The following is a 24,941-nucleotide window of genomic DNA, read 5'->3' as shown; positions in this document are numbered from 1 at the left end:
CGAATCACGCGAGCTTCGCTCTTTGATTCTTGAATCACATCCATCTCTGCTTCAAAACTGCCCGTTGGGGCACTTTTGCCGCAGGATGTGCAAAAAAAGAATATCTTAAATAAAAAGATATATAGGGCCACCGAAAGGTGGCCTTTTTTGTACAAGTTCCCGAAACTACATGAAATACCTACTACCATAAAATCCATTTATCCACTAAAATGTACCCATGCTTAAATTTACGAAAAATGAGAATGGTTTTACCTTAATGGAAATAGTTATTGCTGCGGGACTTTTGGGTTTCTTAGCTTTAGCATTTATGAAATATCAGCAAAATCAGATTAAATCGACAAAGACAAATATCAATAAGACCGAGTTAAATAACTACTTTCAGGGGATGAAGGCCTATATGGGGAAGCCTGGAACTTGTAAAAGAACTCTTGAGAAGCTTGGCCGCTTAGAGAATCGATTAATAGTAGAAAAGATTTTAAGACCCGATGGAGAAGCAAAGTATTCTCTTGAAGAAAAAGTGGCCGGTACTAACTATATTCTTTCATCGATGTATATAAGTGATCTATTTGTTAATAAGATTGAAGACCGCGAACTTCACCGCGGTGAGGCCGTCTTAAACGTTGAACTTACACGAATAAATAACGCTTCCTATGGAGCGAAAAAACTAAATAAGAGTTTTGAGATTGATATGTATGTTGATAATGAGGATAAGATCTCAGATTGTGGTGTTTTAGGAGGGCTTTATCTCCCACTTGGTCCTTCTGTAATTTCTAACACGGAAGCCACTAATAAATCTCAGGATGATAGCAGTAGTGAGAGTTTAAGTTCAAAGGATGATATGGACAAGGTCTTTCAAAGGTCTATACAAGAAGCAAGTCAGAAAACGGGACAGCAAATTTCACAGGAAGATATCAAGAAGGCCGTTCAAGATAGTCCTGAACTTCAAAAGGCAATGGAGTCTTTAAAGGTACTTCAAGAATCAAATAAGAAGATGGAAGCCTTGATGAACGAAGAGTTTTAGCTCTTATTGATGAATTTTTCCATCGGGAAGACAAATTGAGCAACTACCTTCTTCTTCGATATGGGATGCAATTTCTTCATCCATCATTTCTTTGAGTTTTTCAATTTTATCAGCATTTGCACCTAGAGATTTAATGAGTGTTTCTGAAACTGAAGGGATAATAAGCTTTATATCAAGCCCCATTTCCTCAAGTTCCTCTGACTTCTCATATGCACGGTCTGCGTCTTCCATTGAAAACTCATATAGGGTAGAATTAGATAAGTTATCAATAATTTTAATGCGACTCGACATAAGATCTCCATTTCGATTATTGTTTTAATGTAACATATCAGGACCTAAACGTGAAAATTAAAAAACTATTCTTTCTATCCGACAACCAAATGATGATCACTGCTATAGAGGCTTTAGGTAAAGAGGTTGGAGGAGAGTTTTTTACGCTTTCAAATGAAGATGATGCTTTCCATTTCATCCGAGATATTGTGCCTGAAGTCATTCTCGTCGATATTTCAACAATTTCAGCTGAAACAATTAAGAGGATTGAAGCTGAGTTTTGTGAAAAAATTCCAGTTGTAGAGCTCGTAACTAAGGGAGAAGAAGGCGCAAAGCGTGTCATTCAAGCACCTCTTGATATTGCAAATCTCATGTCTAATCTCGATCGTATTTGTGGAGACTTCAATGGAGAAGGATGAGTTTTACATGTGGCTGGGACTGGCCGTTATCTTACTTGTAATAATAGGAACATACTATTGGCGATTTCATTCTTAAAAAATCTATTCAAAGGAAATAACATGAGCAAGATTCGTTGTGCCCACATATTGGTGGATCAAGAATTTGAAGCAAAAGACTTATTAAAAAAGATGCAAGAGGGGAAGAGCTTCGAAGAGCTTGCAAAAGATTATTCGAATTGTCCTTCTGGGCAACAAGGTGGAGACCTTGGTGAGTTTGGAAAGGGAATGATGGTGGCACCATTTGAAAAAGCTGCATTTGCTCTTGAGGTTGGTGAAATGTCACCAATCGTTAGAACGCAATTTGGCTACCACCTAATTAAGCGATTGGCCTAGCTCTTAAGGTTGAGCAGGGCACTTGCTATCAAGAACTAGTACTTTACCTTCTGAATCATTAATAGCAAGGCATGAGCTCTTCTTGGCTTTGATATTTTTGATTATCTCGTTATGGATTGCTATACAATGTCCATAGCCTGGAAGAGTGAAGATATCATGCCCTCTTGTACTATACATATTGAGGCCATTAATAAAGCCTTGGCAATCAAGAACAATTTTATCGTATTTCTTATTCTTGATTAAGAACATAAAGTCCATATCAGTTCGATGATATGATTCTACGTCGATTGTTGTTATTCCAGCAGAAGCTGTCGATGCTATAAAGCTAAATATTAATGCGAGTATAATTTTCTTCATACTCGCTTGTCGGATTATTTAAGATTAAATTTAGATTTCTTTAAGAAGAGGGTCGTGTGGCCCAAGCTCAAATTTTTGTAAACCTAATGGATTATAAATAAAGTCAGGTACTTTAACTTGATAATAGATCCCTTTTTCATGATTAGTTGTCTTAATTACGTTAGTTTTTGAAACAACGATTGAATGGGCAGCTCCAGCATCATAAGGAATAAATAGGTCGTAATTATTTTGTTTTTCTAAGAAGTAATCCACGACATATTGACGTAAATTATCAATGTCAGCTTTATCAAAACTTGAAATTACGAAGCTAGTTGGATGCTTTCTCTTAATAATATTTTCAGCTATTTTATCATTTAATTTATCTTTCTTATTAAAGATAATGATACGTTCTTTGTCTTCAAGCCCTAGTTCTTTAAGAACATTGTTAGTAACTTCAAGATGTTTTTCGTAATTTGGGTCACTAATATCACAAACAATCATAAGAAGATCAGCTTCAAGAGCAGATTCAAGAGTTGTTTTAAAACCATCAATTAGAGTATTTGGTAGGTTTGATAAGAAACCAACCGTATCGATAAGGATCATTGGCGGTTTTGTATCTGGATTTAACATCCTAAAAGTTGAGTCAAGTGTTGCAAAGAGCTTGTCTTCTTCAAGTACATCAACACGACATAGGCGATTCATTAAAGAAGACTTACCTGCATTGGTGTATCCAACGAGTGCTGTCGTAATTGCTTTTTTTGACCTGCGCTTCTTTTGTTCAATACGAGACTTTTCAACTTCTTTAAGTTCGCGTTTATAGAACTCAATTCTTTCGCGAATAATACGACGGTCAAGCTCAATTTGTTGCTCACCCTCACCACCGCGGACACCAATACCACCTTTTTGACGGCCAAGGTGTGACCAGAATCCGGCCAGTCGTGGAAGAATATATTGAAGACGAGCAATTTCAATTTGAATACGTGCTTCTTTTGTTCTTGCGTGCTCTGAGAAGATCTCAAGAATAATGTGGCAACGATCAACGACAGATAGCCCTGTCAGCTTCTTGATATTTCTAATTTGCGAAGAAGTTAACTCACAGTCAAAAACGAGTAGAGATGAGCCTTCGGCCTTTGCCGCTGCTGCAATTTCTTCAAGCTTTCCTGTTCCTAAAATCGTTCCAGCATCAACAGTCTTCTTATTTTGAATATACTGTTCACCTGTTTCAATATTTAAAGTGCGCATTAGCTCTCGAAGCTCTTCTAAACTTCGAAGAGTATCTTTTTCTGTCGCATGTTCTTTAAACTTAGGACAAATTAAAGAGACAAGGGAGGCCTTTGCCTCACGTGAGATATAAAATTCATTATCAAGCATATGTAATTTCCACTAGTCGGTTATCGATGATTCTCGTTGGACGATCTCCAACAAAATAAGCTCCAGCGATAACGACTTCTTTTGTATTTTGATCAACATCTTCAAGAGTCTTGCTATCTAGAATATCTAGATAGTCCCAGGCCTTATCACTTAGTGTTGATTCTAGTATTTCATTTAATTGTGCTCCAGCGTCTACCCAAGTATTGAACTTTAAAAGAGATTCAATAACTTCTAATTTTATAGGTAGATTTAGAGCGATTTCTTTTTCTTCGTTTGATAAGTAACCATTTCGAGAAGAGAGGGCAAGTCCCGATTCTTCTCTTATAATTGGTACGGTTTTAATATCGATATTTAAATTTAAGTCCTGTGCCATCTTACGAATAACACATACTTGTTGGTAATCTTTTTGTCCAAAATAAGCACGAGCAGGATTTATTAGAGTAAATAGTTGGTAGACTACAGTTGTCACTCCTGCAAAATGAGTTGGACGACTCTTTCCACAAAGCTTTTCAGTTATTCCAGAAACACTAATCGTTGTATTGAATCCTGGAGGATAAACTTCCGCATTACCCTCTGGCATGAAAACGATAATATCGTTAGCACGATTGCCCGCAGTTTCTTTTATCTTATCGAGATCTTCCTGAGGAGTTCTTGGGTATGTTGAGAGGTCTTCATTTGCACTAAATTGTTTTGGGTTAACAAAAATTGTTAGAACAACTTGCTGACAGTCATTAAGAGCACTTTCAAGTAAGCTCATGTGTCCAGCATGAAGATTACCCATTGTTGGAACAAGTCCAAGACTTTGGTGGGAAACTTCCTTCATTGTGTTAATAAGTTCATTACGTTTTGTGATAACTTTCACAATTTAATCCTCTCAAATATTTCTTTGGCCAATTGAAGCTTTGAAAGTTCTCCTTCAAAAGCAACTTTTCCATTTTCAAGAATCGTATATGTTGCACTATCATTGCCAAATCCTTGGCGTGCCTTATCACAAAGTCCACTATTTACATGAGTACCTATTAATAGCTTTGTTGGTTTACGATTATATTTGCTTTCCAAGACTTCTTTAGTCATTTGTGTCTCAGCTGCAAATCCAACAATACATTGAGAAGGACTTTGATTTGAAACTACATAGCTTAGAATATCCTGTGCTTTTTCAAATTCAAGTGAATTTGAGAGAGTGTCTTTCTTTAACTTGTCACCAGCGGTTTTAAATTTAAGATCACTAATAGCGGCAGTTGAAATATATGTATCAAAACGATTCTCAAGAGATTTCACTGCTTCATACATCTCATCCGTTGTACGAACCTTAATGATTTTAACTCCTGGAAGTTTTGCTAGGTGCTTAAAGCCATCGCATGAATTTTCTCCTAAAAGAACTGTGGTGCGATTGCCAAGGCGAAGGGATTGTTTTGCTATCTCAAGTCCTGTCTTTCCTGATGAAGGATTCGTGACAAAACGAACAGGATCAATTGGAGCAACTGTTGCACCTGCTGTAATGACAACATGAGGAGAGTTATCAGTGATACCAAGGTTTATGGCATCGTAATTTGTTAGCACTTCTTCTACATCGGGAATTTTTCCACTACCAGTATCACCGCAGGCGAGTGTTCCACTCTGTGGTGGATATATATAGATATGATCATGCTTATCAAGACGATTTATTAAATCAATATTTTCTTGGGTAATTGGATTGGTCCACATCGAAGTGTTCATGGCCGGGTAAATAATTGTTTGAAACTTATCCCATCCTGCGAGGAAGACACTACTAAGTAGGTCATTGGCCTGACCCATGGCAAGCTTGGCTATCGTATTGGCACTGGCCGGGTAGATATGGAGCTTGTCGGCCCACTTTGCTAATTCTATATGAAGTACACTCTTTGACTCAATACTGCCGCTAAAGTCAGCACTCGCTTCGTAAAATTCTTGGGCGCCAAGGTATGAGTATAGGTTTGGGCAAACAAATTTCTTTGCTCCATTTGTTAAAATGACTTTTACTTGGTGGCCGGCCTTAACAAGTCCTCTGACAAACTCAATTGACTTGTAAGCGGAAACTGAACCACATACACCTACTAATATTTTCATATAGTTAACTTTATGGTTGTTAATACCCTGAGACTCCCTTATATATGTTTTAAAGGGTTTAGGCCATTGAATTTGAAACGATGTAACAAAGGTAAGTATATGAAATTTGGTAAGTTTTCGATTATTTCACAACGCGATGTTCAAGCATTGGGAGATACTTGTGAGCCAATTTATATAAACTATGATCACATTGTATCAATGAAGCCAATTAATATTGTTATTGATGGTGAAGTGCAAGAAGGTTACTGGATTCGACTAAGTAATGGGAAGAAGTACCGAGCTATCGAAATCCCTGCTAAGTTCAAAGAGAGCATGGTGCATTAGATCGCCTTGTTCATCTGCACAGTCTTGAAAGTTTCTAGCGTCACCACCGGTTACGATAACTTGATCAGTCTGAAATTTCTGAATTTCATTTTTAATCATTGAAAGATATTGAGTGAATGCTGTGCTAATGGCCTCTTTCGTATTTGCACATTCTCCTGCTTTTACATTATCAACTAGAGGAAGATTTTGTGAAAATGCCGGATAAGCTTTGAGGTAATTCCCAAGTCCAAGGTAGATGGGCCCGCCTCGATGGATTCCACTCTCTATATAGTCAAAAGTAATAAAACTACCCGCATCGATAATGAGAATATTTTCATTTGGAAACTTCTTTTGAAGATAATGTGAAATGATTTTTCGATCCACACCAAATGTTGATTGATCATAAGTAGACTTGAAGTCTTCTATTAGCTCAGCTGCAGCTATGGCATACGATGGTAATTTGTGGATAATATTTTTGGATACATTTGAAAAAATGATTTTTTCATCTTTTTGAAATGTTGGATTAAAGTCTTCTGGCGTATAGCGAGTGATCTTTGAAAGAATATTATTTTCAAACTTCGCTACTTTAATAAATGTGTTGCCACTATCAATGGTGTAAGTCGGCATTATCAATTCCTTGAGGAATTTTCTTATCCTGAATATACTTTGAAACAAGCTCTAGCTTTAAGTCGTAAAAATTTGCAATTGGCTTACAGAAATTAGGGTACTTTCCTGGACCCATCTTTAAAAGGTCGTTGATTACGAGAACCTGTCCATCTGTACCGTTGCCTGCACCAATGCCAATTGTTGGAATTGAAATCTCTTTTGTAATAAGATTTGCAATCTCTTCTGTTACACACTCAAGTACTAGGGAAAAACATCCGGCAGCTTCTAAGTCTTTTGCCTCTTTTAAAAGTCTTTCTTTATCGGCATCAGTCTTACCATGAGTATAGTATCCACCTTGTTGATGAACACTTTGAGGAGTTAAACCGATATGTCCCATTACAGGAATTCCACTTTGAGTTAAGCGGTTGATTATCTCAAGTTGATGAGGGAAAGCGCCTTCAAGCTTTAAGGCTTCAGCTTTTGTTTGTTGATAAATCTTGGTCGCATTTTCAATGGCCTTATTAAAAGTAGAATAAGAACCAAAAGGCATATCGACAATGACGAATTTATTAGGAGCACCTCTTTTAACGGCCGCTCCAAAGATTGCCATTTCTTCTAAGCTCACTTCAACAGTTGTATCGTATCCTAAAACGACATTTCCAAGGCTGTCGCCAACGAGAATCATATCTAATTGAGTCTCATTTAACATTTGCGCTGTTTGGAAGTCATAGCAAGTGAGAACTTGCAGTGAAGTTTTAGTCTTTTCGGCTTTGAAGCTTCTAATTTTTCTCGTTGTTAACTTTTTCATTCACATGAACCAATTTTTTTCCAAAGCGTTGATAAACTTTGGAAATTTCAAGATTATCCCACTCACTTATAGCTTGTTTCAGCTGCATTTGGAAATCACTATGAAGAATTTCATGGGCAAATTGGCCATTATCGATTTCATTGTAGATTTTATGGAGTTTCTGCTGATACCCTTCATCAAATATCAGTGACTTAGCTTTCTCTCCACCCAAGAAAGCATTAGGTGAAATTAATTTAAGAAGAGCACTTGGCCCGTGTTTAATCATAGCATCAGCAATGAGTTTTACCTCATGCCAACATTCGATATACGCAATCTCCGGCGAGTGACCCTTATTTACAAGAGTTTCAAAAGAAAGGCGTGCGGCCTGTGGAATGACTGAGCAAAGAAGAGACTGCTCTGAAAATAAATCACAAATTGTTTCTTCTCTAAAACTGCTCTCAATTGGACCAATAGTAATACCCAAATCTTTGGCCAAGCTTCTAAGGGCATCTTTAGACTCAGCATCGCTATTGATAACAGCAGTTAAAGGAGCTTTTGTTTCATAACCAAATCTTAATTCACTTGCGATGGCCTTCGGTGCTAAGAGCATATGTTCGTGATGGGGAAGTAGCTTCCTTAGCTCATCGTATATAACACTGTAACCATGGGCATAAATAAATTTTTGCTTACTTTTCTTATTAGAAAATTTAAGTGAAGTTAAAATCTCTTTATGGGTATCATCAGGTGTAAGGATAATGATAAATTCGTATTGAGGTAGTGCAAGATTTTCAATATCAAGAACCTTAAAGCCTAATTCGTTGGCCAGCTCTATAGAAGAGCTATTTGATCGAAGGCCAATATGAATATTTCGCTTTGAGTCTCTTAGGTTCATTGCCCAAGATTTTGCTTGAGAGCCAAATCCAATAATTAGAATTTCTTGATTATCACTATCTGTCATCATGATTTTTAGATATCATGTTTTATAACAATAAGGAAAGTTATGGCACAGGAAGTAATCTATTTTTCGAGAAAAGGTTTATCGGCAAGAGATGCATTTATTAATGAAGGGAACTTATGGGGGAATTCATTCTTTACCACGGCCCTTGTTCGCTCAGGTAAGGCCATATTTTGGGACCAACATCGAGCTCGACTTGAAAAGTGCTTCGAGTTTTGTTGGCCTAAGCAATTTGATAAAGGTCTTATCGATGAAGCACAATTAGCGACGGCCCAAATATTAGATGAATTTGTCCACATTGATCATGCTTATTTGAGAATAACTTTCTATCGTGAGTTATCTGGTGATATTCAGTTTTGGATATGGGCCTTAGAAAAAGAACAGGTGACTACACCTTTAAAGTTAACAACTCATTGTTATTATCCTGATCGAAATTTTCCCGACTATTTAAAACGTAGCGATTATCAATATCAGTTTAAGATAAGAAAAGAGGCCATTTTTAATGGTTATGATGATGTTCTCTTACTAGATCATGATTCGTATTTATTGGAGCTTCCCACGTCAAACCTAATTTTGAAAAAAGGGGATACTTATATAACTCCAACAGCAGAATATGGAGTCTTAGATGGAATCACTCTTGATCGCGTAAAATTTATGCTAAGTGAAACAGGCCATGAATTTAAAGAAATGCGAGTACATGCTGCTGAACTACATGAATTTGATAGCTGTTTTGCGACGAGTTCATTTAATGGCATAAGGCATATTTCAAGTATAGGTGAAGTAGCATATAATGAAGATAGTAAGATAAAAGATATGATCAAAGAATTTTACGGAGAAATTTGGTGACAAAGAAGTTGAATGTTAAGTGTCCTGAATGCTCACAAGAGTTTAATTATTATGAAAGTGAATTTAGACCATTTTGTAGTGAAAAATGTAAGATGGTTGATTTAGGGATGTGGCTAACTGAGAATTATACAGTGGCTTCACATGAGCCTCTTTCAGACTCAGACCTTGAAGCAGTTATAAAGAAGAGACAGGATGAAGAAGATTACTAAGAAAGATTTATTAGCTTATGAAGCGCAGCTTATTTCAATAGCAAAGGGAGCAGGTAAGATTCTTTCTCCTTATCAAAAAGATTTAGCTAATCTGAAGATTGATATTAAAGAAGCTCAAGGGGCAGTCTCTGCAGCAGACCATGCTTCTGAAGAGTATATAATTAAAAAGCTTAAAAAGTTAAATCCAGAGATTCCTGTTTTGGCCGAAGAAGACTTTTATAAGAAGTATCAAGGCAATTATAAATATTTAAAAGAATATCAAGACCATGATTATATGTGGGTTATTGATCCTTTGGATGGTACGAATAATTTTGTTCATGGACTTGAACATTATTGTATTAGCCTCTCCTTAACATATAAGCTTCAACCGGTTGTTGGAGTTATCTATATCCCTGAACGCAAAGAGATTTATTGTGCAACTAAAGGCAACGGTTCATACTTTATTAAGGGAAAAGATAAGAAGAGACTCAAGCAAAATAAATCTCGTTCAAAGGGTTTCTTATTAGCAACTGGCTTTGCAACTGAAAAAGGCAAGCCGTTCAATGATGAATTCCGTAAGTTTAAAAAAGTCATGACAAGTATCTCCGCTGTGAGAAGATTGGGCTCGGCGGCCATCGACTTATGTTATGTGGCCCAAGGAATCTTTGATGGTTTTTGGGAGAAGGGGCTTGCTCCTTGGGATGTGGCCGCAGGAAAGATCATTTGTTTAGAAGCTGGGGCAAAAATAACTGAGTATAATGGTCATGATCATAATATTTTTTCTAAGACAATCATAGTTGGCAGAAATCCTCTTTATAAGAAACTTAGTGAAATGGTTTCTGACTAAAAAACTCACCTTATAAATGGAAATAATGGGTTCATAATTGCTCTTTTTTCATATCTTTTAAATAATGCTGATTATGTTAAAATAATCAAAGGTTTATCTAATTTAAAAGGAATAAAGAAGTGACTGGTACTATTACAAGATTATCGAGAGAAATGATGTACGTTAGTGATAACGTCTTCTATATTTTGTTCTCAGTTCTTATATTGTTAATTTGTGTCATTGTCGTTTACTGGTTTTACACAAGAAAACGTATGCAGGAATTACAACATCAAATTCCAGCAAATGTATTAAAGAGCTATCTCGATTCAGTAATTCAAAATTCAAATGCGTTAAAGTCATCTCTATTTAGAGGTGGAGGGCTTGAGGCCGGAGAGGGGATACCATCTGTTGTTCCAGGTGGAAGTTTACCTACTGGTAATGTTGATGGGGCCGAGCTTGCAAGTAAGAATGCCGAAATAGCTGCCTTAAAAGGGCAAGTTGCAAATAAAGAATCTCTTATAAAAGATCTTGAAGCACAATTAAGTGCAGCAGGTAGTAGTGATGATTCAGAGTCAGCTGCAATTATTACAAAGTTAAATACAGAGATCGCAGACCTTAAGGCACAAATTGCAGCACTTAAAGCTGCTGGTGATTCTGCGGCCGCCTCTAATGAAGAAATTGATGCTCTTAAAGATGAAAGAGACGAACTACAGTCTCGTCTTAAAGAATATGAAATGATTGAAGGTGATCTTGCCGATCTAAGAAAGTTCAAGCAAGAAAACGAACAATTAAAAGCTCAACTTGCTCAAGCTGGTGGGGATCCAACTCCTGCTCAGCCTGAACCTGAAATCGATCCAACTCCGGCCGAAGAGCCTGAGATTGATGTTACTCCTGAGCCTGCTGAAGTTCCAGTTCCTGAAGAAGAGCCTACGACTCCTCCTGAACCTGAAGAAGTTCCAGCACCTGAGCAGCCACAGCCAACTCCTGAGGAGCCAATTGCAGAAGCTGCACCAGAGCCAGTTGCTGAAGAAGCTCCGGCACCTATTGAAGAAGCCGCGGCCCCTGCTGCTGAAGCTGCACCTGAAGAAGCTAAGGATGATGGAGCAGGTGAGCAGAAATCAGCTGAAGAGTTACTAAGCGAATTTGAAAAAATGTTAGGATAATATTTAGAGCAAATTTTTTGCAGACAAGGATGTCTTTTGAAGAAACTACTTTTAATTGTAACGATACTTGCAAGTTTAAATACTACTGCCGCAGTTAACCAAAAGGCACAGCGTTCTGTTCTAACTCAAAAGCTAGAAAGACAATTCAAATATAATATGAAAACAGCAGATATGGATAAGCTTAAGAAACAAGTCTTAAAGCTTAAAGGAAAGTCTGTTGCGGCCCTTATAAATGTCATGAAAAGTGATAAGTATCCAGATAAGAATCGTTGGATGGCAACATTTTTACTTGGAAGAATTATGGGGAAGAAGTCGGCACCATTTATTTCAAAATTCACAATGCACCCAAATTGGGTAATGCGAATGGCCGCCTTAAAATCTCTACTCGCTCTAGGGCAAACTGAATATACTGATATTTACAAAAAGTCTTTAAAAGATAATTCTCTAATTGTTCGTTACCAAGCACTTGAAAACGTAAAGAAGCTTAATCTTACAGGGCTTGCTCCAAATATTTGGGCAATGCTTTATGATAAGAGAAATTATCATATTAATGAAAAATTAAAGTCATCTAAAAGGGCCCATATTGTAAAAGAAATTATTAATACAATTGGAGACTTAAAGTTTGAAAAGGCCCAAGGTCCACTTTTATCGATGATTCAAAAGCCGAAGTATTCTGATATTCATTCTGAAATATCTGATACGTTAGAAAAGATTACAGGACGCCGAGCTCCTGCAACTAGTCTTAAAGAAAAGAAAAGATTCTGGTCTAAATTTGCTCAAGCAAAAGTGGTTATTCGCTAATATTCAAAGTGATGAATTTGTAGGCTTGGGTGGTGGAATTTAAATGAATTTCCAGTAGGCTTTATAATTACAACTTCACATTCATTTTCTATATCGTATTGCTTATCAAGAATAGAGATAAATTGATTGATTTCATTCTTAGTAGGAGTCTTTGGTATCTGACTAAAAATGATATTAAGTTGCTGTCCAAAGTTTTTTGAAAAGAAGAAATGAGAATAATCTTCTTTTATTAAATCTTGATTCTTCTTTTTTAGAATTCGTTCTTCTAGAGTTCCGTCAACCAGATGGTTAATTGCCTCAATCACATCGATAGAGTTAGAAGATGACTGGTCATATAGACAAATCACTGCTCCTACTTTTTCGTTTACTAATGTGAAGATCTCTTCTTTTACTGACATATCGTTAAGACTTACTCACTCTGTCTAAAAGGCCATTTACAAAGTTCTTAGAGTCTTCTTTCCCGTAACTCTTTACAAGATTTACATATTCATTGATGGCTACATTATTTGGTGTTTCTTCAAATTTAATCTCATAAATACCAAGGCAGATAATAGCTCTTTCAATAGCATCAACAGAGTCAAAACTTCTTTTTAGAATACACTCCGAAGCTGTGGATTTAATGCTTTCAAAGTTTTTGATAACACCTGTGATAAGCTTATTTCCATAATTTTGAACACTTGGATTTAATTCATTATCACTGTGTTCATCATCTTCTTTAATATATGACTCTTCAAACTCTTCAATATCAACTTTTAATTTCTCAAGGTCAGATTGATAGTCACTTAAATCATTTTTGAAATCTTTAAGAAAGAGTTTGTAGATGAATTTAAATGCAAAGCTTCTAGCAGCTGATTTATTATTGAATGCTTGGTTTTTCACTTAGTATATCCTTATTGATAAAAATCTTTTCTTTTATATTTGTAAATTGCCCAATACTTTTTTGTAAACTTTCAATGAAGCCATCAATGTCATTAAAGTTCCAATAAAAAGAAGCATAACGAACATAGGCAACAGGGTCTAATTCGTATAACTTTTCCATCACAACTTCACCAACAACCTTGGCCACAACTTCAGTATTATTCTTTTGAGATAAAGTCATTTCAACATCATCAATTAATCGGTTAATTTGTGCTGTTGTTAAAGGTCTTTTTTGACATGCCTTATTGATACCTTTTGAGATCTTTTCACGATTATATGGCTCACGTCTTTTGTCATTTTTAACAATGGCCGGAACCTGAAGCTGAAGCTTCTCATAAGTTGTGTAGCGAAAATCACACTTTGGGCACGAACGTCTACGGCGAACAGCAAGTCCATCCGAAAGATGACGCGAGTCGATAACTTTAGTGTTTGGTGTTTGGCAATTTGGGCAATACATAATTATTTCTATCATAATTGAGATGCATTGCATATTCCCATTTTAGTTTTGAGAGGAAATGGTTCGAAAATTTTCCTCAAGGTCTTCTAGAACTTCTTTACCATTTCGATATAGTAGAACTGTGAAGAAGTCTTTTTCTTCACCGGTGCGCTGTGTAATCTTATACGGAGAAACTGCTTCTTGTTTATACATATGTGACTTATCCCAATTTACTTGAGGAAAGCTGTCAAAGACGAGCTGCGCAAAAGATACTTTCTCTTTAACTTGTGGATTCATTGAGTAATCATAAGGTTTTCCAAGATTGCTAAAGGCAAGAGTTAGGCCTTTAACTGTTTCTTCGTAGCTAAGTCTTCGTTTTCTAACAATTGCAATATCGTCTTGATTTAATATCGAGCTCATATTCTTAAGTTTAACCCCTTGTCTGGTTGAGACTAGGAAGTTTAACTCTTTCGTTTGAATTTTTTCTTGATGCTCTTTGATCAGAGGATGAGTGGAAAGTCCTAATTTTACAATATCGTCCCAGCTTCCAATCCAGATTCCTACATTATCCCAAAACTTTTCAACAACAGCATTGTTGAAATTATTTTCATTATGAATAAAGACAATATCCATAGGTTTTAGTTGATAGAGTAGATGTGCTTTTTCATTCTTACCAATTTTTGTCACTTCACCATAAGTTGGGTTTTCAAACTTGATAGACTTCTTAAAGTAAACGGCAAAGCGCTTGTCTACTGTCGTTGCCATCTTTGCAACTATATCGTGGATCACTTTAGTTTCTTGATTCCATCTCTTTTTCTTGTGAAGCTCTTTGTGAACATTACTATAAACTAGAGTCTCTTCAATTAAAGGGTCAATATAGTAAGAAAGTTTTGATTTTGTTTTTGCCTTCTCAAAGATCGTGATATCTCGATACATCGATAAGAGATTTGCTAATTTCATATGTGAAGGAGAGTTCTTTAACTTCTCTTCTAACTTCTCATGATATAGTTCAAGTTCTTTTTGAAGTGTTGGGTCGGATTCAATTTTTATTGCCTCTGCAATTTTTCTTTTAAGTAAAAGATGATTTTCATAAATCGCAATATTAGCAATGAGACCGACTTTTATGGCCTTAAATGTATCTTGTCCAATTTCATCATAAGGATTGATTATAGCAAAATCGACATCTCTTTCTTTTCTTTTAAGCTTTCGATTTCCTACGAAATATATTTCTTTTCGTTGTTCTATCGATGAAATTTTATCAGTGCGTATTTCAAAGCGAGTAGTAGGGTCTGTTACCCAGTCAATATTCTTCAAAAAGCGATTTAGATTAGCAGTAATCTTTTGGTTTTGATTAAAGTAGGGAGAAATAAACTTTAAGGAGTTTTGATCTTCTTTCTTTTTTGCATTAGCAAAATTCTTTCTCCAAACTAAATTCAATTCGATTTCTTCTTGTAGCTTATAGAGATTATCTTTATTAATCTCAAATTCAGAAGGATGGTATTGTCCTTTTACTGAAGCGATGTAGCGGCTAACAGAGTTACGATAATTATCATAGGCCATCTCAATTTGATCGACACTAGCACATGAGCTCAACAGAGAGCTTGCTGATAAATATAGTAGTAATTTCGAAATGTTAATCCTCATCAATCTTTCCTCACTGAAAGACTTATCGGATAGCTAAGACAATAAATTTAGGAGATGAAAAAGGGAGCTGAAAAGCTCCCTAATGTATTGAAATTAGTATACTGGAAATTCTTTGCAAAGAGCTTGGACCTGTCCTTTTATATCTGCAAGAACACTTTCATTCTCTGCATTCTTAAGGGCCTCAACAATCCAAGTTCCTATCTTCTTCATTTCGTCCTCTTTCATTCCTCTCGTTGTAAGAGCTGGAGTTCCAAGACGAATACCTGAAGTAACAAATGGTGATCTTGTATCACCTGGAATCATATTCTTATTACAAGTAATACCTGCTTGCTCAAGGGCCTTTTCTGCCACTTTACCAGTTACTCCTGCTGGATCTGTTTTCATAAGAACAAGGTGGTTATCTGTTCCACCTGAAACTAATTCCATACCAAGATCTGTTAACTGCTTAGCAAGGGCCTGTGCATTTGTAATAACTTGTTTTTGATACTCTTTGTATTGTGGATCAAGTGCTTCTTTGAAAGATACTGCTTTTGCTGCAATAACATGCTCTAGTGGGCCACCTTGAATTCCTGGGAAGACATTAAAGTTAATTTTCTTTGCTAGCTCTTCATCGTTTGTAAGAATGATTCCACCACGTGGACCTCTTAACGTCTTATGAGTTGTTGATGTGACTATATGAGCGTGTGGAAATGGTGAAGGGTGAAGACCTGCGGCAACAAGACCTGCAATATGGGCCATATCAACTAATAGATAAGCACCAACTTCATCAGCAATTTCTCTAAATTTTGCAAAATCAATTGTACGAGGATAAGCACTTGCACCAGCTACAATTACATTTGGCTTATGTTCTTGAGCTGCACGTCTTACATCTTCATAGTCAATCATTTCAGTTTCTGGATTAAGTCCGTAAAATTTTACATCAAAATACTTTCCAGAAAAATTAACCGGTGAACCATGTGTTAAGTGACCACCTTCAGACAGGTTCATCCCTAAGATTCTGTCACCAGGTGAGATGATAGAAAAGTAGGCTGCCATATTAGCACCTGATCCTGAGTGTGGTTGAACGTTGGCAAATTTACAACCAAAGACTTTACATAGGCGATCAATTGCAATTTGTTCTACCGTATCAACAACTTCACAACCACCGTAGTAGCGTTTCTTTGGAAGACCTTCAGCGTACTTATTTGTAAGAACTGAGCCTTGGGCCTGCATAACTGCTTTTGATGTATAATTTTCAGAAGCAATAAGTTCAAGACCTTCTTCTTGTCTTGCTAATTCTTTATTAGTTAATGAGAAAATTTCCTCATCCATTTTTTCTAGGCTAACGGCGTCTTTATGAAACATCTTAATCCTTTTTGACTTTAAACTTTCTTTAATACGAGTGACGAATTTGTCGAACCGAATCCAAAAGAATTGTTAAGCGCATATTTAATATCTTTTTTAACGGCCTTATTTGCCGTGTAATTAAGATCGCACTTCGGGTCTTGATTGTCGATATTAATAGTTGGAGGAATCGTTCCAGTGTGTAGCGCAAGCGCTGTGAAGACTGTTTCAATACCACCAGCTGCACCAAGAAGGTGACCAGTCATTGACTTTGTTGAAGATACATTAATTTTTTTTGCATGCTCTTCACCAAGAACTCGCTTAATAGCACCAGTTTCAGCAACGTCTCCAAGAGGAGTCGAAGTTCCGTGTGCATTAACATATTCGATATCTTCTGGAGAAATTCCTGCGTCTTCGATTGCTTTTTTCATACAACCGTAAGCACCATCTCCCTCAGGATGAGGAGCTGTAATATGGTGAGCATCTGAAGTTGCTCCATGTCCTGCTACTTCAGCGTAAATCGTTGCTCCACGCTTAACAGCACTTTCATAATCTTCAAGCACTAGAATCCCAGCACCTTCTCCCATAACGAATCCATCACGATCAATATCAAATGGTCTTGATGCTTTTGTTGGCTCATCAACTCTTTTTGAGAATGCTTTCATATTAATGAAGCCACCCATACCTAGGTTACAGATTACAGCTTCAGTTCCACCTGTAATCATTAGGTCATGACGGCCAGATCTAATCTCTTCAACAGCATTTGAAATAGCGTGGCATGAAGATGCACAAGCAGATGAAACAGTGTAGTTAACACCCATAAATCCATGCTTAATACTTAATACACCTGATGCCATATTTGGAATGATAGCTGGAATGAAGAAAGGAGAAATACGTCGTGGCCCTTTTTCAACAAAAGCTCTTGCTGTTTGTTCAGTAATAGGGAAGCCACCAATTCCTACACCAAGGATTGCACCTACTTTATACTTATCAAACTCTTCAAGATTAACTCCAGAGTCTTTTAAGGCCTCATCTGTTGCATGAAGAGCAAAGTGTATAAAGCGGTCATATTTCTTGGCCTCTCTTGCTTCCATTATATCTTCTGAAAGTTCGAAGTCCTTTACCTCTCCAGCAATCTTGATTGCAAGATCTGGTACTGGCCAACTTTCAACTTCTGAGATTCCTGACTTTCCTTCAACAATCCCATTCCATACTTCTTTTGTGTTTTTACCTAGGCCACAGATTGTTCCTAGTCCTGTTATAACTACACGGCGATTTCTATTTGTCGTCATATACATATCCTTATTTTTTCCTAGTATTTGATAATTTTGAAGGCCATTTGACAAGTCTTTGAGGCTCTTAAATTTTACAGAATTCAATGGGTTCTGTTTAAATTTAAACGATATTTCAATAAGTTATAAGAAATAGCGAATTTAATTCTTAATAAGTTAATATTTTTAGGTAATTACCCCGATAATGCCTCTATGACTAAAAATATTATCCTATCGGTTTTGTCAATTTTTTCTATTTATACACATGCAGCATCAGTTGTCTTCTCTGATGATCTCAGCTTTGATAATTGTAAGGCTCCTTCAAATGTACCGGTTGTCGTTTGTGAAAACGGTGGAAAAAGAGCGATTGTTCAAATCAATAGCAGGGGACATCTTTTAGGTCTTGTTACTGAAGGTGGGACTTCAAAAACATTTGCTGTTAAGCAGATCGTTGAAAATGGTGTTCCGACATATTACAACAGTTTAAGTGATAAGATTAATGAGGAGAGAGCAACCTCAGAATTCACAACACCTATTACAAAGTTACAAGAAATTGCAGAAAGAAAAAAATCAATCGAACAAGCGATAGAAATTGCTAAAAAAGAAAATAGTAATATTTTAGAAGATCTTGAAGATTTTGATAGTGACTTAGATGATAGCTTAAATAAGTTAAAATCAGTTGTTGCTCAGGCTTCAAACTTATTATGGGTTAACACTAAAAAAGATGGAAATATTCATTGTGAGATGAGTACAAAGTGTCCCATTAAAAAGTGTGGAGACAACCATTTCTTTATTTTTGATCCTTCTCGAAATATTTTCATGCCAATTAACTACACTCGTGACTCACGAGGTAATGCAAAGTTTACCAAGAGTGATTCTCAAATAACTATAGCAAGAACAATGAATGGTGCAGTCCTAGAATTAAATGACGATTATAAAACATCTCGTTTAACAGCTGCAAGAAAGGCACCTCAAAACTTACAAAGTAATCCTACGGCCTATTTTAGTTTTCAAGATGCCCGCTTTAGTGATTATCTCAAGACAATCATTCCACATTGTTCTCAGAAGATTAAAGACGATATTATTAGCCTTGGTGTACAAACTAATAATGAAAGAGCAAACCTAGACTTTGTTCATCTTGTTGAAGTTGTTAATGGCACTATCAATAGTCAGTATATTAATAAGAAATTCCTTCCAAAAAATAGCTGTCGTGATGGTGATTCATATTACACGGCCGAAAGTTATAAAGAGTCGCAAGAATTTGTTCCTCGATCAAGTGGCGTTATCTCTTGGAAAAAAGCAGGAGAGCTCTTTGATAAAGCAAAGAAAATGAAAGAGTTAACTTGGCGTTATACAGCAGATGGTTGTTATGCCAGAGCTGAACTTATGGTTAATATGATGGAAGAAGAAGGAGTCATTGCTGATAAGGCATGGACCTCTGGATATTTGAAATCAAAATCTTCACCTCATCCATGGTCTTACCATGTTGCTCCAGTAGTATATGTTAATAATGGGCGAGGTCATGTACAAAAAATGGTTATTGACCCTGCCGTAGCAGATCGCCCAGTTGAGCCTGATGAGTGGTTAAGGCTTATGGGTGTTAATGAAAAGAACCTCGATCAAGTTGGCTTCCCACCAAGTTTAGATGCTGTCTCAGTTGGTCGAAATACATTTACGATTTCTGATCGAAGTACATTTCATCCTCAGGACAAGACAAGACTTACAAAAGAGCAAAGGGTTACTGCCGCGAGAGCTCTTTTAACTGATTTAGGTAAGAGGTTACAATAATGCACAAGGTATTTTTAATTCTTTCAATATTATGTAGCTCTGTTTTTGCCTCAAGTATTAGTAGTGCAAAGTACACTGTCTCAAAGATTATTAATAAAGATGGAAAAACTCTTGTTTCCTTTATTGAAAGTGCAACTTTTTATAAGGCAAATGAAAAAGAGTTAAAGTGTATTCAAGAATCAACTAAGAATGATAGAAAAGTTAAAATAGATTACGACTATAAAACATATGAAATAAAGTCTTGTAAGATTGTAGAATAAAAAAAGCCTGCAAATAGCAGGCTTTCTTTTTATCTAAAATTTAAATTAGATTATTGCTTAGACTCAAGGTACTTAACAACGTCTTGAACAGACTTAAGACCTTCTGCATCTTCTTCTGGAATTTGAATATCAAATTCATCTTCCATTTTCATCATAAGTTCTACGATGTCTAATGAGTCAAGGTTTAGATCATCTACGAATGATGTTGAAGCGTTGATTTTTGCGATATCGATTTTTGTTTGATCCGCTACTAGTTGAATTACTTTTTGTTCCATATTTGTCTCCTAATTAAATATTAAGCTTTAAACTCAATCTCTCTCTATTAGTTATGTTAAATTTTTAATTTTAGTATATTAATATTTTTCTAGATATAAAGTCCACCGTCAATTTTAATTACTTCACCAGTTATATATCCTGACGCTTGGCTAAGAAGAAAACAAACAAGGTTTGATACATCTTCAGTTGACCCAAAGCGTGAAGTTGGAATTGAAGCAATATAGGCTTCTTTAGCCTTTTCTTCGAGAGAATCAGTCATATCAGTTTCAATAAAACCTGGACAGATTGCGTTACAGCGAATGTTGCGGCTAGCTAATTCTTTCGCTACTGACTTTGTTGCTCCAATTAGCCCCGCTTTAGAAGCAGAGTAAGCTGTTTGTGAAATATTACCCATTAGGCCAACAATTGAGCTGATATTAACAATTGATACATTCTCGGCCTTTAGGAAACCACGAGAACAAATACTTGTTAACATGATTGCACCCTTTAGGTTTGTATCAATAATTGCATCCAGATCTGCTTTTCTCGTTCTAAGGATAAGGCTGTCTTTTGATACTCCGGCATTATTTACTAACCCCTCAAGTGGGCCATATTCTTTTGTGAAGTCGTTTACTGCAGTCTTCATTTGTTCTTCGTTATTTAGATCAAACATGAGTCCTGTTACATTTGAAGCACCAAGCTCTTTTAGTTTTGCTTCTACTTCTTTTGCGACCTCTTCTTTACCCTCACGATAATTGAAGACAACGTGAGCACCTTGAGTTGCAAGAGATTTTGCAATCTCTAAACCGATACCACGGCTAGCACCAGTGATTAGAACTTTCTTATTTTTAAGGTCATTATAAGTTGCAATCATATATGCTCCTATGAGTTTAAAGCTTCTTTTAGCTCGTCAAATGCACCGTCTTTATCAAGTGAGATGACTTTTATATTGCGGTTAATTTTTCTAGCAAGTCCCATTAGCACTCTTCCTGGCCCAACTTCAATACAAAGAGTATCGTCATCAAGACTTTGGAAACTTTGAGTCCATAGTACAGAACCATCAATTTGCTTAATGAGGTTGTCTTTTACGATGTCACCGTCTGTACCAATTTGATACTTTTTGGCATCGATGTTGGCAATATAAGGAATTGTCGTTTTATTAAAAGTTACGTCATTAAAAAATGCTGCCATATTCTCTCGAGCTGGCTTCATTAGGCTTGAATGGAAAGGAGCACTTACTTTAAGTTCAACAGTCTTATGTGGATCAGAAAAGTTTTCTGAAATCCAAGCAACGGCCTTATCACATGCATCAGCATGTCCTGAGATAACGATTTGACCAGGTTCATTGAAGTTTGCTGGCATAACTTCATTACCTTCTGATGAAACTTCTTTACATGCCTTTTCTACAATTTCTGCTGGCACTCTCATGACAGCATACATTTTACCCATTCCTGCTGGAACGGCTTCTTGCATATATTTTCCACGATTGTGCACAGACTTTAGTGCGTCTTCAAAACTTAGAGTACCGGCAGCGACTAGCGCAGGGTATTCACCAACTGAGTGACCAAGAACACATGATACTTCAATTCCTGCTTCGTCTAAAATTTCTTTGGCTTTTTGATAAAGGCCAATTGAATAAGTAAGAATTGCTGGCTGTGTATTTTGAGTTAGTGTTAACTCTTCAGCAGGACCTTCAAGCATAATTTTTGAAAGATCATAACCAAGAGTCTTATTTGCTTTTTCTAGTAATTCGAAAGAAGGGTGTCCTTCAAGACTTTTTCCCATTCCAACATATTGTGATCCCTGACCAGGGAAGATTAATACTACTTTCTTCATATCAATAAACCTTTTAATTAGTATTTAAGTAATGTAGCACCGCTTGTTAATCCGGCACCAAATGCATCTAGTAATAATAATTGTCCGCGCTTAATTCGACCGTCTGTAATTGCTTCGTGCATTGCAATCGGTACTGTGGCCGCAGATGTATTGGCATACTTATCAATATTGATAATAACTTTTTCAGGATTGATTCCTAAAAGTTTTCCTGTTGTTTCAATAATTCTCACATTCGCTTGATGAGGAATTAGCCAATCGACTTCTTCAAGATCCTTTCCTGCTTTTTCTAAAACTTTCTTTGCATTGTCTGCAAGTGTTCTAGTGGCAACACGGAACATTTCTTTTCCTTTCATTTGCATATAGTGAGTTCTATTTTCTAAGTGCTCAGCTGTGATTGGATCAATTGCTCCTCCAACTGGTTGGTCGAAGAATTCTTTTCCTGAACCGTCGGCACCAAGCTCAAGTGATAGGATATCTGAATCATCACCATCTTCATTGGCCCCAATAATAGCAACACCACAACCATCTCCAAAAAGAATACAAGTGTTACGATCTTCCCAGTTAACTTCTCGTGATAACATTTCAGAACCTACGATTAGTGCATTTTTAATTGCACCCATTTTTATCAGTCCTGTGACCATATTGATTCCGTAAACAAATCCAGAGCAAGCTGCTGCAATATCGATTGCCGCACACTTATTTGTAATGCCTAGTTTTTGTTGAAGAATACATGCTGTATTTGGAAGCTTGTAATCAGGTGTAACAGAAGCAAAGACAATCATGTCGATATCATTTGGTTCCATTCCAGCTGTTTTTAATGCATCCATTGTTGCATGATAGGCCATATCACTTGGCCATTCTCCACCTTCAGTAGAGCAGATATGTCTTTGGCGAATACCTGTTCTTTCAAAGATCCATTCATCACTAGTTTCAACCATGCTTTCGAGGTCGACATTTGTTCTAACTTCTTTAGGAACGTAGATCCCTGTTCCTTTAATTTTAACTTTTGTATTCATTTAAAATTCCTAACCTTGGTTATAAAAATTGGCCCTATTTTAGGTAGTATAGCAATGATGGGGAAGGGAAGGGGCGTTATGAATTGATGCGCAGTGTTTTTGTATAGGTTTTACAAAAAAAGGCCACTGATGTGGCCTTTCGTTCATATTATTTAGTTTGTTTACTTGATAAATCTTCAGATAGCCCTCTGAGACGCTTTGTTGCCAACCCTGTTCTGAGGAATTGAACGAGGTCAGCCTTCTCGTTTTCAGTCAGACTCAGTGGACGTCTAATATCATCATCACTTATTAACTGAAATCTAAGTTTATTGTTAACAAAACTTTCATCTTTTACGATTTTTTCTTCATAAAGGGCCTGAATTGTTTCGGAAACATCGTAGTTTCTGATAGCTCGTCGAGTGTGATTATAATGATCAACAACTTCTTCTAATGTTGAGTAAACCCCATTGTGCATGTACGGAGCTGAAAGATGAATATTTCTAAGAGGAGGTGTCCTAAAGTTATATTGATCGGCCTTGGCCCCTGTTACTTCATATCTTCCCTTATCGTTTAGAGAAGCTTGAGCATCAATAGGTCCAATTTCAGGTAGTCCAATCGATTTATAATCCCAATCTGTTAAATGACGACCACTATGGCAATTGATACATGCTCCTTTATCAAGGAATACCTTTAATCCGCGCTTCTCGCTATCATTCATGGCATTTAAGTCTCCATCAAGGTATTGGTCATATGGTGTATTCACAACATTGAAGTTTCTTGTAATAAAAGCTGCAAGAGAATTTGCCACATGAGTGATATCTATTTTTCCCTTTTTATAATCTTGAGGGTAGGCGCGCTTAAAGAGGTTTTGATACATGGCATTTTTCTTACCATTTAAAAGTCGTTTGACAAGTCCATTCCATTTTTCTAAGTCACCTTCAAGTGATGCAATTTCATTATTTTCACCAAGCATTTCTTCGGGCGAGAGTAGTGGGAAGATAACTTGAACAGCAAGAGAGCCGCTAAACTTGCTCCATAAGTCCTTTCTTGCATTAAGCTCAGTACTTGGAGACATAAACTCTTGTTTTGATTTATCGTAGTGTACTCTTCCATCCCAGAACATATCAACAATATCATCGTAACCAAGATTTATAAGAGTAGGTGCGTGGCGCTTAATAATTTTACCCTTACCATCTTGAACACGTCCTGTTCCTAGGCCTTTTCCACCTGTTCCAATTGAGAAAGGAAGATCATCACCTGTGCCAAGCATTGGATGGTGACAGTGCATACAAGTAATGTCGTTATTTCCACTTAATTGAAGTTCAGCAAAAAGCCTCGAACCTAGGATAACCTCATTCTGGTTTTGTAATTTTGACTCTGGAAGTGATGTCAGTTGATGCTTTTCAATTAGGGTTGCAAGTGACTTATCTAGTGGTGACATTGCTGATGCATAAACTGTCATCATTAGAATGATTAAAATTTTATTCATGTGTGTTCTCTCTCTGAATATTTTCTATCTTTATACAAGAGAAGAGTTTGATGGGTCAAACTGATTTTTATTAGCTTTAGAAAGATATTAAACACAAAAGGCCCACTCAAAGAGTGGGCCTTTCTTATATGAAAAATAATGAATTATCTTATTCTTCTGTTGTTTCTTCTCTATCCGCTTTAGTAGTGAAGATCTGCTTACCTTTCCAGTAACCTGAAGGAGAGATACATCCCTTCTTAGTAAGTTCACCAGTTGTTGAATCAGCTACAACTACATTGTTCGCGTAAAGCTTGTGTGTTTGTCCAGCTCTTCTTAGGCCTTTTCTTGAAACACTTGTCTTCTTCTTAGGTACTGCCATTTTCTACTCCGTTATATTC

General features: G+C 36.5%; 31 protein-coding genes. 11 read left to right on the top strand and 20 right to left on the bottom strand.

Going from position 1 to position 24,941, the window contains the following annotated elements; translation table 11 throughout:
* Positions 1–217: 217 nt before the first annotated feature.
* Positions 218–1,021: a type II secretion system protein gene (locus ACN5L8_RS07415; protein WP_419172735.1), complete on the top strand. Its 804-nt coding sequence runs from the start codon at positions 218–220 to the stop codon at positions 1,019–1,021.
* 3 nt (positions 1,022–1,024) lie between these two features.
* Here the strand turns inward: ACN5L8_RS07415 and ACN5L8_RS07410 are convergent, their stop codons facing one another.
* Complete coding sequence (locus ACN5L8_RS07410) at positions 1,025–1,312, bottom strand: hypothetical protein (protein WP_115361881.1); 288 nt, start codon at positions 1,310–1,312, stop codon at positions 1,025–1,027.
* Positions 1,313–1,362: 50 nt separating this feature from the next.
* Between ACN5L8_RS07410 and ACN5L8_RS07405 the strand changes: the two genes are divergently transcribed.
* Positions 1,363–1,710 (top strand): hypothetical protein, encoded by a 348-nt coding sequence (locus ACN5L8_RS07405; protein ID WP_419168854.1) that lies wholly within the window; start codon positions 1,363–1,365, stop codon positions 1,708–1,710.
* Between the two features lie 99 nt (positions 1,711–1,809).
* Positions 1,810–2,082, top strand: coding sequence for a peptidylprolyl isomerase (locus ACN5L8_RS07400; protein ID WP_334678807.1), 273 nt, complete (start codon positions 1,810–1,812; stop codon positions 2,080–2,082).
* A gap of 3 nt (positions 2,083–2,085) precedes the next feature.
* Here ACN5L8_RS07400 and ACN5L8_RS07395 read toward each other — a convergent pair whose 3' ends face one another.
* The 4 genes from ACN5L8_RS07395 to coaBC are packed head-to-tail and all read right to left on the bottom strand — an operon-like array spanning position 2,086 to position 5,874.
* Positions 2,086–2,439 (bottom strand): hypothetical protein, encoded by a 354-nt coding sequence (locus tag ACN5L8_RS07395; RefSeq protein WP_115361875.1) that lies wholly within the window; start codon positions 2,437–2,439, stop codon positions 2,086–2,088.
* A gap of 30 nt (positions 2,440–2,469) precedes the next feature.
* On the bottom strand, positions 2,470–3,789 hold the full coding sequence (gene hflX, locus ACN5L8_RS07390; RefSeq protein WP_419172734.1) for a GTPase HflX: 1,320 nt from the start codon (positions 3,787–3,789) through the stop codon (positions 2,470–2,472).
* A complete protein-coding gene (panC, locus tag ACN5L8_RS07385; protein ID WP_419172733.1) occupies positions 3,782–4,651 on the bottom strand; it encodes a pantoate--beta-alanine ligase in 870 nt (289 codons plus the stop codon). The genes hflX and panC overlap by 8 nt, the downstream gene beginning before the upstream one ends.
* Entirely contained in the window at positions 4,648–5,874 is a 1,227-nt protein-coding gene (gene coaBC, locus ACN5L8_RS07380; protein WP_419172732.1) for a bifunctional phosphopantothenoylcysteine decarboxylase/phosphopantothenate--cysteine ligase CoaBC, read from the bottom strand. Before coaBC ends, panC begins: the two co-directional genes overlap by 4 nt.
* Before the next feature lie 99 nt (positions 5,875–5,973).
* Here coaBC and ACN5L8_RS07375 point away from each other — a divergent pair, with 99 nt between their 5' ends.
* The gene (locus tag ACN5L8_RS07375; RefSeq protein WP_133296935.1) at positions 5,974–6,198 is read left to right on the top strand and encodes a hypothetical protein; all 225 of its coding nucleotides are present in this window, start codon (positions 5,974–5,976) and stop codon (positions 6,196–6,198) included.
* Here the strand turns inward: ACN5L8_RS07375 and ACN5L8_RS07370 are convergent.
* Genes ACN5L8_RS07370 through ACN5L8_RS07360 form a run of 3 tightly spaced genes read right to left on the bottom strand, consistent with a single transcriptional unit; the run spans position 6,130 to position 8,531 of the window.
* On the bottom strand, positions 6,130–6,804 hold the full coding sequence (locus tag ACN5L8_RS07370; protein WP_419172731.1) for a type III pantothenate kinase: 675 nt from the start codon (positions 6,802–6,804) through the stop codon (positions 6,130–6,132). The two genes, ACN5L8_RS07375 and ACN5L8_RS07370, sit on opposite strands and share 69 nt — an antisense overlap.
* Entirely contained in the window at positions 6,785–7,591 is an 807-nt protein-coding gene (gene panB, locus ACN5L8_RS07365; RefSeq protein ID WP_334678813.1) for a 3-methyl-2-oxobutanoate hydroxymethyltransferase, read from the bottom strand. Before panB ends, ACN5L8_RS07370 begins: the two co-directional genes overlap by 20 nt.
* On the bottom strand, positions 7,563–8,531 hold the full coding sequence (locus ACN5L8_RS07360; protein ID WP_419172730.1) for an NAD(P)-binding domain-containing protein: 969 nt from the start codon (positions 8,529–8,531) through the stop codon (positions 7,563–7,565). The genes panB and ACN5L8_RS07360 overlap by 29 nt, the downstream gene beginning before the upstream one ends.
* Before the next feature lie 39 nt (positions 8,532–8,570).
* Between ACN5L8_RS07360 and ACN5L8_RS07355 the strand changes: the two genes are divergently transcribed.
* From ACN5L8_RS07355 to ACN5L8_RS07335, 5 genes are all read left to right on the top strand, one after another.
* Positions 8,571–9,371, top strand: a complete 801-nt coding sequence (locus tag ACN5L8_RS07355; RefSeq protein ID WP_419168849.1) for an aminotransferase class IV — start codon at positions 8,571–8,573, stop codon at positions 9,369–9,371.
* Complete coding sequence (locus ACN5L8_RS07350) at positions 9,368–9,580, top strand: DNA gyrase inhibitor YacG (protein ID WP_199506641.1); 213 nt, start codon at positions 9,368–9,370, stop codon at positions 9,578–9,580. The genes ACN5L8_RS07355 and ACN5L8_RS07350 overlap by 4 nt, the downstream gene beginning before the upstream one ends.
* Positions 9,564–10,406, top strand: coding sequence for an inositol monophosphatase family protein (locus tag ACN5L8_RS07345; protein ID WP_419172729.1), 843 nt, complete (start codon positions 9,564–9,566; stop codon positions 10,404–10,406). The genes ACN5L8_RS07350 and ACN5L8_RS07345 overlap by 17 nt, the downstream gene beginning before the upstream one ends.
* 119 nt (positions 10,407–10,525) lie before the next feature.
* The gene (locus tag ACN5L8_RS07340; RefSeq protein ID WP_419172728.1) at positions 10,526–11,548 is read left to right on the top strand and encodes a hypothetical protein; all 1,023 of its coding nucleotides are present in this window, start codon (positions 10,526–10,528) and stop codon (positions 11,546–11,548) included.
* Positions 11,549–11,584: 36 nt separating this feature from the next.
* Entirely contained in the window at positions 11,585–12,349 is a 765-nt protein-coding gene (locus tag ACN5L8_RS07335) for a HEAT repeat domain-containing protein (RefSeq protein ID WP_419168846.1), read from the top strand.
* Here ACN5L8_RS07335 and ACN5L8_RS07330 read toward each other — a convergent pair.
* The 6 genes from ACN5L8_RS07330 to fabF form a co-directional block, all read right to left on the bottom strand.
* A complete protein-coding gene (locus ACN5L8_RS07330) occupies positions 12,346–12,747 on the bottom strand; it encodes a hypothetical protein (RefSeq protein ID WP_419172727.1) in 402 nt (133 codons plus the stop codon). The genes ACN5L8_RS07335 and ACN5L8_RS07330 overlap by 4 nt on opposite strands.
* 4 nt (positions 12,748–12,751) lie before the next feature.
* Complete coding sequence (gene nusB, locus ACN5L8_RS07325; protein ID WP_115361852.1) at positions 12,752–13,228, bottom strand: transcription antitermination factor NusB; 477 nt, start codon at positions 13,226–13,228, stop codon at positions 12,752–12,754.
* On the bottom strand, positions 13,206–13,757 hold the full coding sequence (nrdR, locus tag ACN5L8_RS07320; protein WP_233500255.1) for a transcriptional regulator NrdR: 552 nt from the start codon (positions 13,755–13,757) through the stop codon (positions 13,206–13,208). The genes nusB and nrdR overlap by 23 nt, the downstream gene beginning before the upstream one ends.
* Positions 13,758–13,766: 9 nt before the next feature.
* Positions 13,767–15,347: a YiiX/YebB-like N1pC/P60 family cysteine hydrolase gene (locus ACN5L8_RS07315; protein WP_419172726.1), complete on the bottom strand. Its 1,581-nt coding sequence runs from the start codon at positions 15,345–15,347 to the stop codon at positions 13,767–13,769.
* Between the two features lie 93 nt (positions 15,348–15,440).
* The gene (glyA, locus tag ACN5L8_RS07310; protein ID WP_334678817.1) at positions 15,441–16,691 is read right to left on the bottom strand and encodes a serine hydroxymethyltransferase; all 1,251 of its coding nucleotides are present in this window, start codon (positions 16,689–16,691) and stop codon (positions 15,441–15,443) included.
* Positions 16,692–16,708: 17 nt separating this feature from the next.
* Complete coding sequence (gene fabF, locus ACN5L8_RS07305; RefSeq protein WP_115361846.1) at positions 16,709–17,962, bottom strand: beta-ketoacyl-ACP synthase II; 1,254 nt, start codon at positions 17,960–17,962, stop codon at positions 16,709–16,711.
* Between the two features lie 192 nt (positions 17,963–18,154).
* Here fabF and ACN5L8_RS07300 point away from each other — a divergent pair, with 192 nt between their 5' ends.
* The gene (locus tag ACN5L8_RS07300) at positions 18,155–19,729 is read left to right on the top strand and encodes a protein-glutamine glutaminase family protein (protein WP_419172725.1); all 1,575 of its coding nucleotides are present in this window, start codon (positions 18,155–18,157) and stop codon (positions 19,727–19,729) included.
* Positions 19,729–19,989 (top strand): hypothetical protein, encoded by a 261-nt coding sequence (locus tag ACN5L8_RS07295; RefSeq protein ID WP_115361842.1) that lies wholly within the window; start codon positions 19,729–19,731, stop codon positions 19,987–19,989. The genes ACN5L8_RS07300 and ACN5L8_RS07295 overlap by 1 nt, the downstream gene beginning before the upstream one ends.
* Positions 19,990–20,039: 50 nt before the next feature.
* Here the strand turns inward: ACN5L8_RS07295 and acpP are convergent, their stop codons facing one another.
* From acpP to rpmF, 6 genes are all read right to left on the bottom strand, one after another.
* Positions 20,040–20,264 (bottom strand): acyl carrier protein, encoded by a 225-nt coding sequence (gene acpP / locus ACN5L8_RS07290; RefSeq protein ID WP_115361840.1) that lies wholly within the window; start codon positions 20,262–20,264, stop codon positions 20,040–20,042.
* A gap of 89 nt (positions 20,265–20,353) precedes the next feature.
* The gene (fabG, locus tag ACN5L8_RS07285) at positions 20,354–21,118 is read right to left on the bottom strand and encodes a 3-oxoacyl-ACP reductase FabG (protein ID WP_162929500.1); all 765 of its coding nucleotides are present in this window, start codon (positions 21,116–21,118) and stop codon (positions 20,354–20,356) included.
* A gap of 8 nt (positions 21,119–21,126) precedes the next feature.
* Entirely contained in the window at positions 21,127–22,080 is a 954-nt protein-coding gene (gene fabD / locus ACN5L8_RS07280; protein WP_419172724.1) for an ACP S-malonyltransferase, read from the bottom strand.
* A gap of 17 nt (positions 22,081–22,097) precedes the next feature.
* Positions 22,098–23,096: a beta-ketoacyl-ACP synthase III gene (locus ACN5L8_RS07275; protein ID WP_115361836.1), complete on the bottom strand. Its 999-nt coding sequence runs from the start codon at positions 23,094–23,096 to the stop codon at positions 22,098–22,100.
* 148 nt (positions 23,097–23,244) lie between these two features.
* Positions 23,245–24,564, bottom strand: a complete 1,320-nt coding sequence (locus tag ACN5L8_RS07270; protein ID WP_419172723.1) for a cytochrome-c peroxidase — start codon at positions 24,562–24,564, stop codon at positions 23,245–23,247.
* A 148-nt stretch (positions 24,565–24,712) separates the two neighbouring features.
* On the bottom strand, positions 24,713–24,922 hold the full coding sequence (gene rpmF, locus ACN5L8_RS07265; RefSeq protein WP_115361832.1) for a 50S ribosomal protein L32: 210 nt from the start codon (positions 24,920–24,922) through the stop codon (positions 24,713–24,715).
* Between the last annotated feature and the right edge of the window lie 19 nt (positions 24,923–24,941).

Origin of the sequence: Halobacteriovorax sp., from assembly GCF_048381875.1 — a bacterium.
In the GTDB taxonomy this organism is placed as follows: Bacteria; Bdellovibrionota; Bacteriovoracia; order Bacteriovoracales; family Bacteriovoracaceae; genus Halobacteriovorax_A; species Halobacteriovorax_A vibrionivorans.
This window is presented reverse-complemented; position numbering and strand designations above follow the sequence as displayed.

What these genes read in the sequence shown, in the direction of transcription:
- ACN5L8_RS07315 (WP_419172726.1), bottom strand. Translation starts at nt 15,347, where the DNA reads ATGAGGATTAACATTTCGAAATTACTACTATATTTATCAGCAAGCTCT.
- ACN5L8_RS07400 (WP_334678807.1), top strand. Translation starts at nt 1,810, where the DNA reads ATGAGCAAGATTCGTTGTGCCCACATATTGGTGGATCAAGAATTTGAA.
- ACN5L8_RS07270 (WP_419172723.1), bottom strand. Translation starts at nt 24,564, where the DNA reads ATGAATAAAATTTTAATCATTCTAATGATGACAGTTTATGCATCAGCA.
- ACN5L8_RS07345 (WP_419172729.1), top strand. Translation starts at nt 9,564, where the DNA reads ATGAAGAAGATTACTAAGAAAGATTTATTAGCTTATGAAGCGCAGCTT.
- ACN5L8_RS07300 (WP_419172725.1), top strand. Translation starts at nt 18,155, where the DNA reads ATGACTAAAAATATTATCCTATCGGTTTTGTCAATTTTTTCTATTTAT.
- ACN5L8_RS07275 (WP_115361836.1), bottom strand. Translation starts at nt 23,096, where the DNA reads ATGAATACAAAAGTTAAAATTAAAGGAACAGGGATCTACGTTCCTAAA.
- glyA (WP_334678817.1), bottom strand. Translation starts at nt 16,691, where the DNA reads ATGTTTCATAAAGACGCCGTTAGCCTAGAAAAAATGGATGAGGAAATT.
- ACN5L8_RS07395 (WP_115361875.1), bottom strand. Translation starts at nt 2,439, where the DNA reads ATGAAGAAAATTATACTCGCATTAATATTTAGCTTTATAGCATCGACA.
- ACN5L8_RS07375 (WP_133296935.1), top strand. Translation starts at nt 5,974, where the DNA reads ATGAAATTTGGTAAGTTTTCGATTATTTCACAACGCGATGTTCAAGCA.
- rpmF (WP_115361832.1), bottom strand. Translation starts at nt 24,922, where the DNA reads ATGGCAGTACCTAAGAAGAAGACAAGTGTTTCAAGAAAAGGCCTAAGA.
- fabD (WP_419172724.1), bottom strand. Translation starts at nt 22,080, where the DNA reads ATGAAGAAAGTAGTATTAATCTTCCCTGGTCAGGGATCACAATATGTT.
- ACN5L8_RS07415 (WP_419172735.1), top strand. Translation starts at nt 218, where the DNA reads ATGCTTAAATTTACGAAAAATGAGAATGGTTTTACCTTAATGGAAATA.
- ACN5L8_RS07360 (WP_419172730.1), bottom strand. Translation starts at nt 8,531, where the DNA reads ATGATGACAGATAGTGATAATCAAGAAATTCTAATTATTGGATTTGGC.
- acpP (WP_115361840.1), bottom strand. Translation starts at nt 20,264, where the DNA reads ATGGAACAAAAAGTAATTCAACTAGTAGCGGATCAAACAAAAATCGAT.
- ACN5L8_RS07295 (WP_115361842.1), top strand. Translation starts at nt 19,729, where the DNA reads ATGCACAAGGTATTTTTAATTCTTTCAATATTATGTAGCTCTGTTTTT.
- ACN5L8_RS07355 (WP_419168849.1), top strand. Translation starts at nt 8,571, where the DNA reads ATGGCACAGGAAGTAATCTATTTTTCGAGAAAAGGTTTATCGGCAAGA.
- fabG (WP_162929500.1), bottom strand. Translation starts at nt 21,118, where the DNA reads ATGATTGCAACTTATAATGACCTTAAAAATAAGAAAGTTCTAATCACT.
- panB (WP_334678813.1), bottom strand. Translation starts at nt 7,591, where the DNA reads ATGAAAAAGTTAACAACGAGAAAAATTAGAAGCTTCAAAGCCGAAAAG.
- hflX (WP_419172734.1), bottom strand. Translation starts at nt 3,789, where the DNA reads ATGCTTGATAATGAATTTTATATCTCACGTGAGGCAAAGGCCTCCCTT.
- ACN5L8_RS07410 (WP_115361881.1), bottom strand. Translation starts at nt 1,312, where the DNA reads ATGTCGAGTCGCATTAAAATTATTGATAACTTATCTAATTCTACCCTA.
- ACN5L8_RS07330 (WP_419172727.1), bottom strand. Translation starts at nt 12,747, where the DNA reads ATGTCAGTAAAAGAAGAGATCTTCACATTAGTAAACGAAAAAGTAGGA.
- coaBC (WP_419172732.1), bottom strand. Translation starts at nt 5,874, where the DNA reads ATGAAAATATTAGTAGGTGTATGTGGTTCAGTTTCCGCTTACAAGTCA.
- fabF (WP_115361846.1), bottom strand. Translation starts at nt 17,962, where the DNA reads ATGACGACAAATAGAAATCGCCGTGTAGTTATAACAGGACTAGGAACA.
- ACN5L8_RS07370 (WP_419172731.1), bottom strand. Translation starts at nt 6,804, where the DNA reads ATGCCGACTTACACCATTGATAGTGGCAACACATTTATTAAAGTAGCG.
- nrdR (WP_233500255.1), bottom strand. Translation starts at nt 13,757, where the DNA reads ATGCAATGCATCTCAATTATGATAGAAATAATTATGTATTGCCCAAAT.